Annotated in this window: 16 protein-coding genes; 4 read left to right on the top strand and 12 right to left on the bottom strand. The window is 30.1% G+C overall.

The annotated features are described in order from the left end of the window. Positions 1 to 43: 43 nt before the first annotated feature. From Q0662_RS04650 to Q0662_RS04665, 4 genes are all read right to left on the bottom strand, one after another. Positions 44 to 367: a hypothetical protein gene (locus Q0662_RS04650; protein WP_298947634.1), complete on the bottom strand. Its 324-nt coding sequence runs from the start codon at positions 365 to 367 to the stop codon at positions 44 to 46. A 135-nt stretch (positions 368 to 502) separates the two neighbouring features. Continuing rightward, positions 503 to 3,880: a hypothetical protein gene (locus tag Q0662_RS04655; protein ID WP_298947636.1), complete on the bottom strand. Its 3,378-nt coding sequence runs from the start codon at positions 3,878 to 3,880 to the stop codon at positions 503 to 505. 54 nt (positions 3,881 to 3,934) lie between these two features. Then, positions 3,935 to 4,426: a methylated-DNA--[protein]-cysteine S-methyltransferase gene (locus Q0662_RS04660; protein WP_298947638.1), complete on the bottom strand. Its 492-nt coding sequence runs from the start codon at positions 4,424 to 4,426 to the stop codon at positions 3,935 to 3,937. Positions 4,427 to 4,433: 7 nt separating this feature from the next. After that, entirely contained in the window at positions 4,434 to 5,198 is a 765-nt protein-coding gene (locus Q0662_RS04665) for a TatD family hydrolase (protein WP_298947640.1), read from the bottom strand. 102 nt (positions 5,199 to 5,300) lie between these two features. Here Q0662_RS04665 and Q0662_RS04670 point away from each other — a divergent pair, with 102 nt between their 5' ends. After that, a complete protein-coding gene (locus tag Q0662_RS04670) occupies positions 5,301 to 6,656 on the top strand; it encodes a DEAD/DEAH box helicase (RefSeq protein WP_298947642.1) in 1,356 nt (451 codons plus the stop codon). A gap of 98 nt (positions 6,657 to 6,754) precedes the next feature. Continuing rightward, positions 6,755 to 7,120, top strand: a complete 366-nt coding sequence (locus Q0662_RS04675; protein ID WP_298947644.1) for a Na(+)-translocating NADH-quinone reductase subunit F — start codon at positions 6,755 to 6,757, stop codon at positions 7,118 to 7,120. 106 nt (positions 7,121 to 7,226) lie between these two features. Here Q0662_RS04675 and Q0662_RS04680 read toward each other — a convergent pair whose 3' ends face one another. The 3 genes from Q0662_RS04680 to Q0662_RS04690 all read right to left on the bottom strand — a co-directional run bounded on the left by Q0662_RS04680 (position 7,227) and on the right by Q0662_RS04690 (position 10,013). Next, positions 7,227 to 8,033, bottom strand: a complete 807-nt coding sequence (locus Q0662_RS04680) for a hypothetical protein (protein ID WP_298947646.1) — start codon at positions 8,031 to 8,033, stop codon at positions 7,227 to 7,229. 199 nt (positions 8,034 to 8,232) lie between these two features. Further along, positions 8,233 to 8,994, bottom strand: coding sequence for a hypothetical protein (locus tag Q0662_RS04685; RefSeq protein ID WP_298947647.1), 762 nt, complete (start codon positions 8,992 to 8,994; stop codon positions 8,233 to 8,235). A gap of 173 nt (positions 8,995 to 9,167) precedes the next feature. Further along, entirely contained in the window at positions 9,168 to 10,013 is an 846-nt protein-coding gene (locus Q0662_RS04690; RefSeq protein WP_298947649.1) for an OmpA family protein, read from the bottom strand. Between the two features lie 120 nt (positions 10,014 to 10,133). On the opposite strand from Q0662_RS04690, the gene Q0662_RS04695 reads away from it, so the two are divergent. After that, positions 10,134 to 11,120: an FAD:protein FMN transferase gene (locus Q0662_RS04695; protein ID WP_298947651.1), complete on the top strand. Its 987-nt coding sequence runs from the start codon at positions 10,134 to 10,136 to the stop codon at positions 11,118 to 11,120. A gap of 17 nt (positions 11,121 to 11,137) precedes the next feature. Here the strand turns inward: Q0662_RS04695 and Q0662_RS04700 are convergent, their stop codons facing one another. The 5 genes from Q0662_RS04700 to gpmI form a co-directional block, all read right to left on the bottom strand. Beyond that, positions 11,138 to 11,908: a class I SAM-dependent methyltransferase gene (locus tag Q0662_RS04700; RefSeq protein ID WP_298947653.1), complete on the bottom strand. Its 771-nt coding sequence runs from the start codon at positions 11,906 to 11,908 to the stop codon at positions 11,138 to 11,140. An 8-nt stretch (positions 11,909 to 11,916) separates the two neighbouring features. Next, a complete protein-coding gene (locus tag Q0662_RS04705; RefSeq protein WP_298947655.1) occupies positions 11,917 to 12,228 on the bottom strand; it encodes a cupin domain-containing protein in 312 nt (103 codons plus the stop codon). Beyond that, the gene (gene map, locus Q0662_RS04710) at positions 12,229 to 13,038 is read right to left on the bottom strand and encodes a type I methionyl aminopeptidase (RefSeq protein ID WP_298947657.1); all 810 of its coding nucleotides are present in this window, start codon (positions 13,036 to 13,038) and stop codon (positions 12,229 to 12,231) included. A gap of 371 nt (positions 13,039 to 13,409) precedes the next feature. After that, positions 13,410 to 13,943: a thioredoxin family protein gene (locus Q0662_RS04720; protein WP_298947659.1), complete on the bottom strand. Its 534-nt coding sequence runs from the start codon at positions 13,941 to 13,943 to the stop codon at positions 13,410 to 13,412. A gap of 10 nt (positions 13,944 to 13,953) precedes the next feature. Next, on the bottom strand, positions 13,954 to 15,471 hold the full coding sequence (gene gpmI, locus Q0662_RS04725) for a 2,3-bisphosphoglycerate-independent phosphoglycerate mutase (protein ID WP_298947661.1): 1,518 nt from the start codon (positions 15,469 to 15,471) through the stop codon (positions 13,954 to 13,956). A 436-nt stretch (positions 15,472 to 15,907) separates the two neighbouring features. Here gpmI and Q0662_RS04730 point away from each other — a divergent pair, with 436 nt between their 5' ends. Beyond that, a complete protein-coding gene (locus tag Q0662_RS04730) occupies positions 15,908 to 17,650 on the top strand; it encodes an aromatic amino acid hydroxylase (RefSeq protein ID WP_298947663.1) in 1,743 nt (580 codons plus the stop codon).

Consider the following 17,650-nt stretch of genomic DNA (forward strand, 5'->3'; position numbering starts at 1 on the left):
TAGATACCTGTTTGCTAGAACAGGTTTAAAAGTTACTATAGTATTATGCTAATTTGGGCGGTTGAAAAACGGATGGTTTTTCAAATAAAGAATACGATTCTTTGTAGAAATAATTTTGTTGAACTCGAACCGCTATGTTTTTTTTCAATTCAAATACAGGTGTATTTAAGGTGAAAACTGACGGTAAATGATTGTGGTTTAGAGAATCTTGTTTAAAAGGCAAGTCTTTATGCTCTTTATGTTTTGGCGTTTTGTATTCACTATCTCCATAGTGCTCTACTAAAAAATCGACAATAGAATCTCCATATTTTTCTTGATGAAATTGAGCATGTTCTAACAATACTGTTAACTTTGAAAATGATTCCAAATTAACGTTTAGACTCTGAAAAAGAATCAAATGAGCTAATAGTATTGATAAGAATTTTGACATCTAATTGCAAAGTAATGATTTTTTTTAAAAAATGCGTGTTAAAATTGTTACCAAGAACAAAACTTTAACAAATTAAAAAACGGCTCTTAATTGAATGCTACCTGTATGGATTGTTTTAGAGTTTTCGCTTTTTCTACCTAAATAATTCAGGTTTAAATTTAAAAAAGAATTCAATTTTCTATTGAATAATACATTCCAAGTGTAATTTCTACCAGCCTGCAAACCTTCTAACATTTGATAAGCTACAGGTGTGTTTGTATTACCTGTAAAGTTATTTATAAAAGCATTTATATTGGCTGTAACTTGATTTTTTTTACTGCTCAAGTAAAAATATTCGAAGCCAATTTTATGTTGTTGTAAAGTTTCAAAATCGGCTACATTATTTGTTTTGTTTTTAAAGTGATAAAATGCTGATAACCGATTATTATCACTATATAAAAAACTGATTTTAGGTTGTAATTCTGTACTTTCTATGGTGTAATTTCTATTGTTAAAATTTTCAGTTTTTAAATCGTTTTCTGCCAATTTACCTAAGAATTCTATCAACCAAAAATTGGCAAACTTATGCGCAAAATCTACTTGATGACTTTTGGTATTGTTTTCTTGTGTACCAATTAAAAACTGTTGCATATTTCTTAAAGTACCATAGGTATATGTGGTGCTATATTTTTGTAGATTTCTGTTGAAGTAAATGCTGTTTCTAAGACTAAAATTTAAACCCAATAAATTGGTTTCATTAAAATTAAAAGGGTTAAAATTAAAAGAATTACCAACCTTGGTCTGTTCGTTTTCTATGCTAATAAAATTATCGTTATGAAAGTAAGAAAGTGCTTTTTTAAACCCTTTTTCTTTTTTCCATTGATTGAAATTTAAGTTAATTGTTTGTCTAAATTTTGCTTTTTGGGTAGCAATAAAACGTAAGTTAGGTTTGGGTACTCTTAAATAATTGGCTTGGTCTTGAAATTCTGCAATTTCAAATTCATCAAAATCTTGTACACCGTCATTATTGTAATCTATCCAAGTATAATAACCAAAACCAGGTTCTGTTTTAATATAAATAAACTCTTGTCTAGCAATATTGCCAGAAGAAGTTTCGTACAATGTACTTAAGTTTACAAAGTTTTTAAATAATTTTTGTGTGAATAATAATCTAGAGTTTACTGTTTTTTCATCTTCTGAAAAAGCATTTTCTGTAAGTCTGTAATTTGTATATATACTTAAGTTCGTTTTTTTATTTTGTATCAATTTACTGTTGATATAAAATGATTTTCTGTTGTTAATTTGTGAAAATTTATTGGTTTTAATACTGTCATTATTTCTATAATTTACGCCAATTTTTGCAAATACTTTAGCAGTATCTCCAATACCAAAATAGGTTTCGAATTCTTTAAATCGATGACTTGTATTGATAAAATTATTACTTGTAATTTCTTTTCTGCTATTGGTTTCTAGGTTTGTAAAAGCACCAATCCAAGTTTTTTTAAAAGAATGTTTTACTGTGGCTTTGGCTCTTAAAAAATTATTGTCTTCTAAAGTAGACGTGTTTGTTAAAAAACTACCATCCACAAAAAAGGAAGTATTATTTAGTTTTATTTTGACATTAAGATCATGTTTGTTTCCATTATACGTGTCTATATAATTTAGGTGATTGTATTTGTATTTTAAAAAACCTTTTGTTTTGTTTTCCAAAACAAATTCTGATTGAAAATAATTTTTAGTAGCATTATTGGTTAGTAAATTCCAATCTCTATTAAACTCTACACGTTCCCATCTTTGTAGAGTTTTAAAGTTTTTTTGTGCAAATTCGTGATTGATATGACTAGTTAATTGCCATTTTTTATCCATTAAAACTTGCTGCCAACCAATTTTTGCAGCAATCCCATTATTTTCTGTATTGTCTATGCTAGAAAATAAATTGGCATCGTTATTACTAATTGCTATTTCAGATGAAAGGGTTGTTTTTTTGGCGGGTGCATAATTCGATTTCACCATAAAAATTTGAGATTTTGTTGGTGGAATCAATCTAGTGATAGGGCTGTAATTCCCTTGGTTTTTACCTGCATAACTAAAAATATTTCCAATGGCTGTGCTATTTTCTAAAATATAATCACCATTATTGCTACCCACATTTGTAAAGGTTACAAAATAGAGTTCCTCATTAGAATCTGTAGAGTATTCAAAAATTTCTACAGCACCATTTGTGGCTTTTTTGTAGAGAATTTTATTTTCATCAGAAGTATCTACAAAAGCACTTTCTGCAAACATTAAATTGGTATTGTTACCAGCATTTGCTAAAATTTGTTTTTGTGGGTCTGTTAAAGCTTGTTGTAAAGGTTGATTTTTAGCATCGTTTTCACTGTAAAAAAAACTACTTATATCTAGTTTTTCTGAATTGTATTTTACAGATTCATACGTAACAAAACGGGTATAATTTCTGTCTGAATATTGAAAATCTATCCAGATCCTCATATCATTCGTAATAGGGTAGGTAGTGTTAAACGTTATTTCGCCTAAATTATAATCTATGGTATAGTCTTTATTTTCTCCTCTTTTTATTTGAATTCCATTAATGTATACCTTTTCGCTACCACTAATAATTACAATATTTGGCTCGTTATTTGCGCCCACAATTTTGTAAGGACCTTGGTTGCCTTCTCTACCCACAATTGTAAACGTATTAAATTTACCACGCACAACAGCGCCAGAAGCACTTACTTTTAAATTGTTATTAATATTTGCTTCTACCTCTAAACCAGCGGCTTGTTTTACAAAAGGAGCAAAAAAGCTTTCGCTATTTTTTAGTGATAAATCTCCAGCTCTTACACGCCAATCTTTATGAAACATTTCTATAAAAATTCTATCAAAATCGGTAATATTTTGAGAGTATCCATTTTCTTGTATGGGGATGTTTGTATCCCAAATATTGGCTTTTAACGTGATTTTATCCGATAATTTTCCTGAAATTTCTAAATCTAAAGCCGCATTTGTAACCGCATTTTGATTATTACCAGATGTGATTCCTCTAGAGATAAACCCCTTGGTTTGTAGGCCATCAAATAACTTTATGTTGGTAGCTTCTTTATTGCTAGTTAAGCTATACAATTTACCAGTACTTGTAGTGTTGGGTAAAATTAGCCGTTCATCAAAAACTGAATATGTTTTGGTAACAAACTCAGGAAATCTAAAATATTCTATAGTTATTTCTGGATATTTTTTAGCATTAATAATTAATGTTGCCTTCGTATGATTTATAATATAGTTTGTAGGGTTTATCGGTTTTAAAAACGCATTTACTACTTTAAAACGCATTGGATTAATGGCAACAGAATCGAATTTTAAGGTGTCTTTTTTTAGCAGAAATTTTTTAGATCTAAAATCTGTATGAATTGTTTGTGCTTGTATGGAGTACCCAATACAAACCAGCCATAAAAAAAGAAATTTTTTATTCATAAAAAACGTTACGTTTTTAACGTAAAAATATGTTTTTTAATTGTAGTAACTAAATTAAAACAGCGTTTGTTGTTTTACAGGATTTTCATGTTCTAACAACCATTTTTTTCGCCAAATGCCATCAGCATAACCTGTTAAAGAACCATCAGAACCTATTACTCTATGACAGGGAATAATAATCCAAAGTGGATTTTTACCATTTGCTGTGGCTACTGCTCTAATTGCTTTTGCGTCTCCTAAAGCTTTGCTTTGCGCCAAATAATTGGTGGTTTTGCCATAAGGTATGGTTAGTAAATATTTCCAAACTTTTATCTGAAATGCAGTTGCTTTAGGGTTTACAGTTAAATTAAAACTAGCTCTTTCACCTTTAAAATATTCTTCTAGTTGCACAACACAATCTTGCAAACAATAAGGTATAGATTTTTTTAAATCAGTAACAGAAACCTCTTTTACATCTAAAACAGAAACAGCTTGTATGCCGTTGGTGTCGCCTACAATTTTTGCAATACCTATGGGTGTTTTGTAGTATGTGATTTCTGTTTTCATTACTTAATTATATACCAAATATGTCTTTAGAATTCTTGGTTGTTATCGCTGCAATTTCATCAAAAGAAAGACTATAAATAGCTACTAATTTATCAATAACATTGGTTATATATGAGCTTTCATTTCTCTTTCCTCTAAATGGAGTTGGTGCTAAATAGGGTGCATCTGTTTCTAAAACAATGTGTTTTAAATCAATCTCATTTAAAAATTTATCAATTTTACCATTTTTAAACGTAACAACCCCACCAATACCTAATTTCATGTTGTAAGATATGGCTTTTTCTGCCTGTTCTTTTGTACCTGTAAAGCAATGAAAAATTCCAAATAAATCGTCTCCTTTTTCAGATTCTAAAACTTCAAAAATCTCATCAAAAGCATCTCTACAATGAATTACGATAGGTAATTTTTTTTCTTTTGCCCATTGTATTTGCGTTTTAAAAGCCTCTTGCTGTTGTTTTAAAAAGGTTTTATCCCAATACAAATCGATACCAATTTCTCCAATGGCATAAAAATCTCTTTGATCTACCCATGTTTTTACGTGTGCCAATTCTTCTAAATAATTTTCTTTTACAGATGTAGGATGCAAACCCATCATTAAAAAAACATCCTTTGGAAATTTTTTTTCTAATTGCAACATGCTTTCTGTGTAAGAAGAATCGATGGCAGGAATAAAAAAACGAGAAACACCTGCATCTTTAGCACGTTGTATCATTTCTTTTTGATCTTCGTTAAATTGACTCGAATATAAATGGGTATGTGTGTCTGTAATCATTATTACCTAAGTAGTTTGATAGCAAAATTACAAATAATAACAGTCTTTAGGTAGTGTTGTAAAACATTTTATAAAACGTACCTTTGCATAAAATTTTAAAGCATGACGTTTAAAGAATTAGACTTATCTAACCAGTTGCAATATGCTATTGACGATTTGGGTTTTGAAACTCCAACACCTATTCAACAAAAAGCATTTTCTGTAGTTAGGTCTGGTAAAGATGTTGTAGGAATTGCACAAACAGGTACAGGTAAAACCTTTGCCTATATGCTGCCAATATTAAGAGATTTAAAATTTTCTAAAGAAAAACATCCTAGAATTTTAGTTTTAGTGCCTACTCGTGAACTCGTGATACAAGTTGTAGATGAAATTGAAAAACTAGCAAAATATATCAATGTACGTGTGTTAGGTGTTTACGGTGGTACCAATATTAATACACAAAAACAAGCTATTTTACAAGGACAAGATATTATTGTAGCCACTCCAGGACGTTTGTATGATTTGGGTTTAAGCAATGCCTTAAAGCTAAAAAATATTCAGAAATTAGTAATTGATGAAGTGGACGTAATGTTAGATTTAGGGTTCAGATTTCAATTGATGAACATTTTTGAAATTATCCCAGAAAGAAGGCAAAACGTACTATTTTCTGCAACGATGACAGAAGATGTAGACAATTTAATTTACGATTTTTTTAAAAATCCGCAGAAAATATCTATTGCTGTAAGTGGCACACCTTTAGAGAATATTAAACAGCAATCTTACAATGTACCTAACTTTTTCACCAAAGTAAATTTGCTAAATCATCTTTTAAAAGACAAAGAAACTTTTAACAAAGTATTAATTTTTGTAGGATTTAAAAGAACTGCAGATTTGTTGTTTAAGCACTTAGAAGAAGCTTTTAACGATGAGATGTGTGTAATACATTCTAACAAAACACAAAATTACAGAATTCGTTCTATCAAACAGTTTGATGAAGGTAAAAACCGAATTTTACTGGCTACAGATGTTATGGCACGTGGTTTAGACTTTGATGAGGTTTCTCATGTTATTAATTTTGATACTCCTGATTTTCCAGAAAATTACATGCATAGAATTGGTAGAACTGGTCGTGCAGAAAAAGAAGGAGAAACACTTCTTTTTTCTACAGAAAAGGAGCAAAAAGCAAAAAATGAAATAGAAACTTTAATGGATTATACAATTCCGGTTTTAGAAATACCAGAAGAAGTAGCCATTTCTACGATGCTTACAGAAGATGAAAGACCAAAAGAAGACAGAGAACAATCTAAAAACAGAGCTGGTTTAGAGTATGTGCCTGGGCCCGCTTTTCATGAAAAAAGCGAAAAAAATAGCAAGGTAAACTTAGGAGGTTCTTATAGAAGAGAAATCGCAAAAAAATATAAGAAACCTAAAACTAGGGGAGATAAAAATTATCATAAGCGCAATAAAAAGAAAAAATAAAAGTAAAGGTCCTGATGAAAATCAGGATTAGTTCAACCTATAATATTGAACACGTTTTTTAAACTTTTCAATATTTAGTTTCACTAAAAAAATAAATTATGCAGGTTTTAACAGCTCAAGAGTTACATAATTTAGCAATGAATATTGTAGGCGAAAAGCTAGAGAAAATGGGGTACGAGTTTCAAGCCATAAATAGTACGTTAAAAAGACATCCGCAATTTGTATTATTTAAAAAAGGCGAACCCACTATTTTTGTTTTAGTAAAAGCTACCAATAATTTACAAAACCCAAATGACTACGATACTATTTGGATGGAAACTTTTAAGAATCACGCAAAAAAACAGAATGCCAAAGTGTGGTTTGCTGGTGTGGGTATTGCCAATGCAGAAAGTGTAGAAAGCCCTGTGTTTAAAAACCAACCCTATTATGTGGCTTTTGAAAACTTTATAAAAATTTTGGAGTAGTTTTGTTTAACTTGTTTTTTATATGCAGTGGCGGAGTTTTTACAATACATTTGTAAAAAAAATCAAAATCTTGCTATTCCTTATACATCATGTTTAGCACAGGTTATCAATCTCCTAGATAAATGAATACATTCACACTTAATTCTGCGCCTCTAACATTAAAGTCTTGTTGTGGTACATTTCCATTAAGTGGAAGGCTTATATTATGAGTATGTAAACCTGATTCTGCACCATTTCGAGTTGTTATGTTAGTATAACTGCCCCCACCTGCATTCCAAGGAGAACTATCTGTTTTCCAACGCCCATTTGCACCCCCTGAACTAGTAGTTCCTGTCAAATTTACATTTGGTAATTGATTTCGGGCTATAGTTTTGGTATTACTACCGCTTACACTTCCTAATGATGTGCCATTTTGTGTAAGTTGTGTATTTGTTGCATCCGGTAAATTAATAGTTAAACCTAAATTTTCTGCTTGCGTTTGTTGGGAGGTTGTTAGTGTATTTATTGCTCTGCCATCTAGTTTTATCCAGCCATTATGGTCTGCAGACTGAATTCCTTGTTTAATATCTCCAAAACTAAATAGCACATCACTGTTATTATTCATTGAGTACCAACTTGTGCCATTAAAATAATAATAACCTATTTCTGTAATTTTTTGGGTAGCAGTATTTACAGTTCCGCTTAAATCTGTAATATAAATGATGGCACCTGTTTGACTTATGGAATAAGCTGTTTTTGCAATTAAATCAGCTCTAGAAATACGAGGTGCTATAATACCATCTGCAACTCCAGTAACAGAAGGTTGCCCTGTAACTTCTAAAGTTGCGTTTGGGGTATTTGTTCCTATTCCAACTTGTGAAAATAAATTAGTTTGAAATAAAATTATAATTAATAAAATATTTAATTTTTTCATTTTTAATTAGTTTTTTCTTCGTTTAGTTTGTTATAATCTCTGCCAACTATAATGATATGGAAAGTTTTAATGCATAACATAAAGTACCAAACAAATTTAGCATTTTTTATAAGAAATATAAAACCTAGTAATTCTATAAAAACAAAAACAACCACTCAGATTTGAGTGGTTTTAAAATATTTTGGTTTTTTAATCTCTTTTATTCTATTGGGTACATATTAAAATTTTGGTTGTCAAAATACTCTATTCGTTTTGGAATGGTCTCTAAAATCTTATTCTTTAGAGATGAACTAATTCTATCAGATCGATATCTTAGCGCCATATATAAAAGAAAACTCTCAGCAACATCTTCTCTTGTAGGATAGTCACGAGCATAAGTAGAGATAAAATTAGGGTCTAAATCTTGTGCATTCATCCATCCAGTTGAGGCAGAATGATACGCATCTAATGAGGTATGAGAGGCTTCATGAACTAATGTTTCTTCTAATATTCCATCGTTTTCATATAGTGTTGTTTGACCAATATGAATAAGAAGATTATTGTTTCCGCCACCAAAAGGTTCAGTTCCCATATGAACCCAAGAGGTTTCTACATCACTACGCAAAGCTGCTGGTAGCCTGCCGATTACCTTAGCATATTTTAAGGCTTGGATTTCAGCTGCATCTACATTTTGGAATTCAGGATTAATTTGAAATTCTATTGAAAGACCGTCTTCATAGTTGGCGTTGAAAATAAAAGGATTAACAGTTATCCAATTATTAACTCTTCTGTCAAACATTGTTCTTTCAGCTTGACCAGCATAGGCAAGACTTTCAAATGTTGATAGATCTGAACTTGTAATTATATCAGGATCTAAAAAAATAGTACCACTAAATGGAGGATTTGAGCCATTATCATTATTACTACATGATAGTAGACATAATATTAGACCAAACACTATTAAATTTTTTAGGTATTTCATAAGATTTAATTTTAAGTATTCCAAAATAGCTATAACGATATGGAATGTTTCTATGTTTTATTTTAAACAAATTTAGTGGTTTTTATAAGAAAGAAAAAATTTGGTAATTCTATGAAAAACAAAAAAAAACCACTCAGATTTGAGTGGCTTTAACATATTTTAAAACTAAATAATTATTTAGCATCTTGCTCTAACAAATCAAAAAATTGATTTAATCTAGGCATAATAATTATTTTGGTTCTTCTGTTTTTTGCTTTATTTTCAGTAGAATTGTTTGGTACTAAAGGCACGTATTGGCTTCTACCAGCAGCAATTAATCTTTGTGGTTGTACACCAAATTTGTATTGTAATATTCTAGTAATAGAAGTTGCTCTTAAAGCAGATAAATCCCAGTTGTCTTGTATTAAATTTCTTTTAATTGGTGTAGCATCTGTATGTCCTTCAATCATTACATCCATTTCTGGTTGATCGTTTACTACTTTAGCTATTTTTTCTAATACAGTATATGCATTGTCAGTTACGTTGTAGCTTCCGCTTTTAAATAATAATTTATCAGAAATAGAAATAAATACGACTGTTTTTTCTACATTAACTTCAATGTCTTTATCTTGTATACCTTCTGTTAAGTTTTTAGTTAAGTGGTATTTAATGGCCAAGTTAAGAGAATCTTTCTGCGTCATTGCATCTCTAATTCCGTTGATATATTTGTCTTTTTCACTTAATTGAGAAATAACACTTTTAATATTATCAGAAGAAGACTGCGTTAAAACCGTTAAGTCTTCTACTTGTTTTAAAGCTGTCTTTTTATCTTGTTTTAAATACTTTACTTGCTCTTTTAAAGCAAACATTTGTGCATCTTCTTTTTCACTGTCAATTAAACATTTCTGTAAATTGGTTTTTACAGCTAATAATTCTTTTTCAGTTTTTTGTTTTTCTGTTTGTAATGCAACAAATTCTTTTTTAGAAACACAAGAACTTAGTATTACTGTAGATAATAAGATAAATGATATTTTCTTCATTATAAATAGGCTTAATGATTTTTATTTTTACAAATTTAACAAATTAGACGAATTAAAAGTACGATTAACAAGAATTTGTGAAAAAATTATATTGTATTTTTGTTACCACAACATTTCTTTATGAAACAACTATATTTTCTAATAATTTTTAGTGCAACTTTATTTTTTTTTAGTTGTAATAAAAAAGTAGATTTATCTGATTACACTCTAAAAGGAGCTGTTTTTGGTACTACTTATAAAATTACCTATTTAAATGCAGATAGAAATTATCAAAAAGACATAGATAGTTTGTTTTTAAAAATAAACAACTCACTTTCTACTTACCTCCCTAATTCTGCAATATCTAAAATAAATCAAGGAGATACTGCCGTTGTTGTAGACGATTATTTTATAGAAGTTTTTAAAAAATCTAAAAGAATATTTAAAGAAACTAATGGTTATTTTGATCCTACAGTTGGTAATTTGGTTAATGCTTGGGGTTTTGGTCCAAAGAATCAAAAAAAAGACTTAAACCAAGATGAGGTAAAGGCGGCAATGCAGTTTGTGGGATTGCAAATGGTTTCGTTAAAGAACCATCAAATTATAAAGAAATATCCAGAAATTTATTTAGATTTTAACTCTATTGCAAAAGGTTTTGGTATCGATGTGGTAGCAAGATTTTTAGAAAAAAACAACATACAAAGTTATTTAATAGAAATTGGTGGAGAGATTCGAACAAAAGGCCTAAAAACAGCAAATAAACCTTGGGTGATAAAGTTGGTAAACCCAATAAATACAACTACTGGCTTTAAAAAAATAAACTTATCTAATAAGGCTATGGCTACTTCTGGAAACTACAGAAAATTTAGAATTACTGATGCTGGTAAAAAATATGTACATACTATTAACCCAATAACAGGTTTGGCTAAAGAGAGTAATATGTTAAGTGTTTCTGTAATAGCTAGTTTAGATTGTGCAGATGTAGATGCTTATGCAACAGCATTTATGGCAATGGGTTTAGAGAAAACAAAATCATTTTTAAAGAATAACCCTCAGCTTAAAGTGGTTTTATTGTACGTAAATACTGATCATAATTTAGAAGAATTCTCTAATTACACCTACGAATAGGTATCTATTTCTGTCGTTTATTTATAACATACAGGAAGTATTTCATGCTTCATCAAACAAAATCGTTCTCGTTTTTCTGGTGCGATTTTTTTTGTGTAATCCACTTCATCTACCTTAAAACCAACAGCTCTTAACTTATCAAAATAATCTTTACCATATACTCTTACATGATCATATTGACCAAAAATTTTAGCACGTTCTTTTTTATCTGTAATTGTATTATCTTCAAAAGTGGTTGCTCTAGATAAATCTTGAGGAATTTGAAAAATACCCAGTCCACCTGGTTTTAAAACACGATATAATTCTTGCATTGCTTTTTTATCATCAGGTATATGTTCTAAAACATGATTGCAAAAAACAACATCAAATTCACTTTCTTTAAAGGGTAAATCGCAAATATCTGCTTTTACATCTGCAATAGGAGATTCTAAATCTGAGGTAATATACTCTAAGTTTTGTTGCTTTTTAAAAATATCTAAAAAACACTGTTCTGGTGCAATGTGTAATGTTTTTAGCTTTTTTGTTGATGTAAAAAAATCGGTTTCATCTTTTAGGAAAAGCCACATTAATCTGTGTCTTTCTAACGATAACGTTGATGGAGAAAGTGCATTTTCGCGTTGCTTTCCATATCCGTATGGTAAAAATTTACGAAAAGATTTACCATCAATTGGATCTGTGTAGGTATTGCCTTTTAAAGCAAATGCGATAATAGGTCTAACCAAGTAACTAACTTTTATCAACCAAGGTCTTGGTAGGGTGTTTAGTATGGATTTGAAAACAGTTTTCAATAGGAATATTATTTATATTCATCTCTAACAGGACAAAAGACATCGGTAATCTTACAATCGGTTAAAGCTTTACCTGAGTGTTTTGCAAATGAAGGAATTTTTAAAATAGAGCCTGGAGTATAAATCTGTGTTATTCCATTAACAGTCATTTCAAATTTACCTTCCATAACTTGAGTGGTTTGCTCACTAAAATGGGAATGTTCTGGTAGTTCAGAACCTTTTTTTACCTCCCAAAAAGCAATTGTAAAAGTTTCCATATGAACAAAGCGTCCATTAAAGCCTTTTATAATTTCTTTGGGATTGATGTCTTTAATTTCCATTTATAATTTTTGTCTAAATTCCTCTTCTTCATCAGTTTCTATGCCTAACGCTTCATGTACATGTTTAAAAGTAGAAAGTAATTCTGGTTTGCCATTTAGAATAGCTACATCGTGTTCAAAATGTGCAGAGGGTTTGCCATCTAACGTGGTAATTGTCCAACCATCATTATGTTGTTTTATTTTATGCGTACCTAAATTTGTCATAGGTTCAATGGCTACAACCATCCCTTCTACAAACTTTTTTCCTCTTCCTCTTTTACCATAATTGGGCATGTTTGGGTCTTCGTGCATCTTTCTTCCTAAACCATGACCAACCAATTCTCTTACGACACCATAACCATGATCTTCTGTGAATTTTTGAATGGCATAACCTACATCTCCAACTCTGTTACCAACTTTAAATTCGCGAATACCCACATATAGACTCTCTCTAGTTACGTCTAATAATTTTCTAGTTTCATCAGCAATTTCTCCAATGGCAAAGGTATAGGCATGATCTCCATAAAAACCATTTTTTTTAGCACCACAATCTATAGAAATAATATCTCCTTCTTTTAAAGGGTCTTTATTTGGTATTCCATGAACTACTTGAGAGTTTGGACTCATACAAAGTGTATTTGGAAAATCGTACAAACCTAAAAAACCAGGAATTGCCCCTTCTGCTCTGATAAAATCTTCAGCTAATTTATCTAAATATAAGGTGGAAACTCCAGGTTTTATTTCTTTGGCAAGCATGCCCAATGTTCTAGAAACAATTAATGCACTTTCGCGCATAATTTCTATTTCTTCTTTGGTTTTAATTTTAATCATGTTAAAAAAAATTGAAGGGCAAAGTTACTATATTTTAAAGAAATTAGGTGAAAATGATCGTTGTTTGAAGACAGATAAAAAATTTTTTTTCTTTTTTAGTGCTGGGTCGTAATTAAAAATTTGTTTGTTACTATTTGTCCAGCCAAAAAAAATAGCAATATTTCTATCGTTTATAAAAACATTTGCATTAATTTTTCTGTTATATTTTTCATCAAAATTTTCTTCTGAAAAACTTTTATTTACAACTTAAAAGCAATACCATTTGCCTAATGTTTCAAAAGTAAATAATTGTGTTTTGCCAATTTTAGCTTACACATCTTTTACAATGGTATTCTTAAATTTAAGGCAATAATTATATTGCCGGAATTCATTTACTTACTTCTGTCGTAAGAATGTTTATAAGGTTGTTTTGTAACAATTTTTAAGATATCTGTTTCTAGATTTTTCCTTGCATATTCTACATAACGCCCAATTTCTTTACCCTCTTTATAAAAAATAAATGTGGGTACTCTTTTAATATTTAAGCCTTCTTGTAAATTATCTGGTGTTTTTTTAGAACGATTTACCGTAACTAAATCTAAATTTTTAAAATTAAAACCTGCTAATTCTAAAATTTTATAAAAACGAGGTGTTTCTCTTTTACTATCTCCACACCATGTGCCCATAAAACCTTTAATTTTGACATCTTTCAGTTCTTTTTTTAAGGCAGAAATTGTAGCTTCATCTGGTTTGTAATTGTCAAAATTTTTAGTAAACCAGGTGTTGTATGGTGCTTGCAAAAAAGATTCTTTATTGGCAAAACCAACCAAGTCTCCAGATTTGTTTTTTGTAGCAGTAATTTTTTGTTGTACACTGCTACAAGAAATTAGTGCTACTGAAAAAAATAAGATGAATATATATTTCATTGTTTTTAAATTATAGTAAAGAATGTTGTGTCATTTCTTTTGGTTGTTCTACACCCATTAATTCTAATATAGTTGGTGCAATATCACCTAAAATACCACTTTTTATCGATTTTATTTCTTCATCAATTAAAATGAAAGGTACAGGATTGGTTGTATGTGCTGTATGAGGTGATCCATCAGGATTCATCATAGTTTCACAATTACCGTGATCTGCAATTAGCAATGTAGAATATCCATTTTTTAAACCAGTTTCTATAACTGCTTGTGCACAATTATCTACAGCTTCACATGCTTTTATTGCAGCTTCCATAATACCTGTGTGCCCAACCATGTCTCCATTCGCAAAATTTAAACACACAAAATCTGTATCTCCTTTTTCTAAATCGTTACACAAGGCTTCTTTTAATTCGTAAGCACTCATTTCTGGTTTTAAATCGTATGTTGCTACTTTTGGCGAATTTCTTAAAATTCTAGATTCGCCTTCAAAAGGTGCTTCTTGTCCACCAGAAAAGAAAAAAGTAACGTGTGGATATTTTTCTGTTTCTGCAATTCTAATCTGTTTTTTACCAGCTTTAGAAAGTACTTCGCCTAAGGTGTTTTTAATATTATCGTTATTATAAATTACATTTATCCCTTTAAAACTCTCGTCATATAAGGTAATAGTTGTAAAATATAAATCTAGTTTTTTCATGCCAAATTCTGGAAAATCGTTTTGAGATAACGCATTGGTTAACTCTCTACCTCTGTCTGTTCTATAGTTAAAAAACAATACAACATCACCCTCTTTTATTTGTGCTTTTGGTGAACCCTCTGCATTGGTTACCACAATTGGTTTATGAAACTCGTCTGTTAAACCAGCTTCATAATTTTTGTTGATAGTTGCAATTACGTCTGTCGTTTTTTCTCCAACTCCGTTTACAACTCCATCATAAGCTTCTTTTACACGTTCCCATCTATTATCTCTATCCATAGCATAATAACGTCCAGTAACAGTAGCCAATTCTCCTGTACTTTCTTTCATGTATTCTTGAATATCATTTATAAAATACGTACCAGATTTAGGGTCGCAATCTCTACCGTCTGTAAAAGCATGCAAATACACATTATCTACTTGGTTTTCTTTAGCAACATCTAAAATACCTTTTAAGTGATTGATGTGTGCATGGATACCACCATTTGAAACCAAACCTAATAAATGTACGTCTTTATTATTTTCTTTGGCATATTGTAAAGTGTCTAACAATACTTTTTCTTTGCCTAAAGATTTTTCTTCTACAGCTTTATTAATTCTTGCTAAGTTTTGATATACAATTCTACCAGCACCTAAATTCATGTGTCCAACCTCAGAATTTCCCATTTGTCCTTCTGGTAAACCAACATTTAAACCATCTGTTCTTAATTCGGCATTAGGATATTTATCATATAAACCGTTAATAAATGGTGTTTTTGCATTGTAAATAGCAGATACTTTTGGGTCTTGGGTGATGCCCCATCCATCCAAAATCATTAAAATTACTTTCTTGTTCATTATTCTATAAATTGAACAGTAAAAATAAGAAAGATTTTTTTCTTTTTTTTAAGATTCTACGAAACCGATAAAGTAAATACAAATACAAAGTAATAATAGAATAATAGCTGCTTTCTTATAGAAAAGTAAATTATTTTTTTGGATATTATTTTAATTTTCTGAGTTCTTTTGTAGGAGCTTTTACAGAGAAGTATAATTCTGAGGGTTTCCTATTTTCAAAGTATTTTATTTTTTCAAAAGTAGAAATACGATTGCTCTTATTTGCTTTTAAATTAGCAATCTTATGTGCAATAAAACCTTACTTAACTATAATGTTAAATATATAGGAGAAAGTAGTGTAAAATAACAAATTATTAAAAAAACGTTTTTTTAACGCTTTTTAAATGAAGTATTTTTATTTTTATAAGTAATTTTATGATAATAATTCAATATTTAGATGATTATGCACTTTCAACTGAATGATGTTACCAAAAAACTCCCAAAGCACTTACATAAATTTATTGTAAAACAACCTTATGATGAATATACAGCACAAAACCAAGCTGTTTGGCGTTATGTAATGCGCATGAATGTAAATTATTTGCGTAAAGTTGCTCATAAATCTTATTTAGAGGGTTTAGATAAAACAGGAATTTCAATTGACGAAATACCACATATGGAGGGCATGAATCGTATTTTAAAAGACATTGGTTGGGCAGCCGTTTCTGTAGATGGTTTTATACCACCCAATGCTTTTATGGAGTTTCAAGCTTACAATGTTTTGGTAATTGCTTCAGATATGAGAACCATTAACCATATAGAATATACCCCTGCACCAGATATTATTCACGAAGCTGCAGGGCATGCACCTATTATTGCAAATCCAGAATATGCAGAATATTTAAGACGTTTTGGCGAAATTGGTAACAAAGCAATATCGTCTGCCAAAGATTACGAAATGTATGAGGCAATTAGACTTTTATCCATATTAAAAGAAAACCCGAATGCTACTGAAAAAGAAATTCAAGAAGCGCAAAATGCAGTAGAATATTTACAGGAAAATATGGGCGAATTGTCTGAAATGGCTCAAATTAGAAATTTACATTGGTGGACAGTAGAGTATGGGTTAATTGGCACTGTAGAACAGCCAAAAATTTACGGAGCAGGTTTGCTCTCATCAATAGGAGAAAGTGCTTGGTGCATGCAAGAAAAAGTTAAAAAAGTACCCTATACCATAGAAGCTGCAAACATAAATTTTGATATCACAAAACCACAACCACAATTATTTGTAACTCCAAATTTTGCCCATTTAAGCTTGGTTTTAGAACAATTTGCCAATACAATGGCAATTCGTAAAGGAGGTTTAAAAGGCATACAAAAGTTAATCAATTCTAAAAATTTAGGAACAATAGAGCTAAGTACAGGAATCCAAATTTCGGGTATTTTTACAGAGGTAATAGAAGATGATAATGGTAAACCCATTTACTTTAAAACCCAGGGAAATACAGCTTTATCTAATAGAGATAAAGAGTTAATTGGCCATGGAATAGAACATCATAAAAAAGGTTATGGAAGCCCCATAGGAAAGTTAAAAGGTATTAACATTGCTATCGAAAATATGAGTCCAAGAGATTTAGAGGCTTATCAAATCTATGAAGGTAAAAGAATTACTTTGGTTTTTGAGGGAGGTGTAAAAGTAGAAGGAAATGTAATTACAGGTACAAGAGATTTAAGAGGTAAAATATTATTAATTACTTTTAAAAATTGTACGGTAACTTATAAAGATAAAATATTGTTTCAGCCAAATTGGGGTTTGTATCATATGGCAGTTGGTAAAGAAGTAGTTTCTGCTTACTCAGGTGCTGCAGATATAAATTCTTTTAAAGATATTACAGAGGTTTCTAAAACCAAAACACACAAAATAAAATATACAGATAAAGAAAGAGAATTATACACACTTTATAGTAATGTAAGAAAAATGAGAGCAAAAAAAACAGTGACAGAAGAGAAATTAACTGTAATATATAATCAATTAAAAAATAATTTTTCTAATGATTGGTTGCTCTTTTTAGAATTGTATGAATTAGCTTTGCAGCATAATTTTTCTATTCAACAAGAATTATTAGTAGCTTTACAAAAATTAAAATGTAACAAAAGCTACACAAAACTGATTGAAAATGGATTAACTTTGTGCCAATAA

The sequence above is a fragment of the uncultured Polaribacter sp. genome (genome assembly GCF_947503855.1).
Lineage (GTDB): Bacteria > Bacteroidota > Bacteroidia > Flavobacteriales > Flavobacteriaceae > Polaribacter.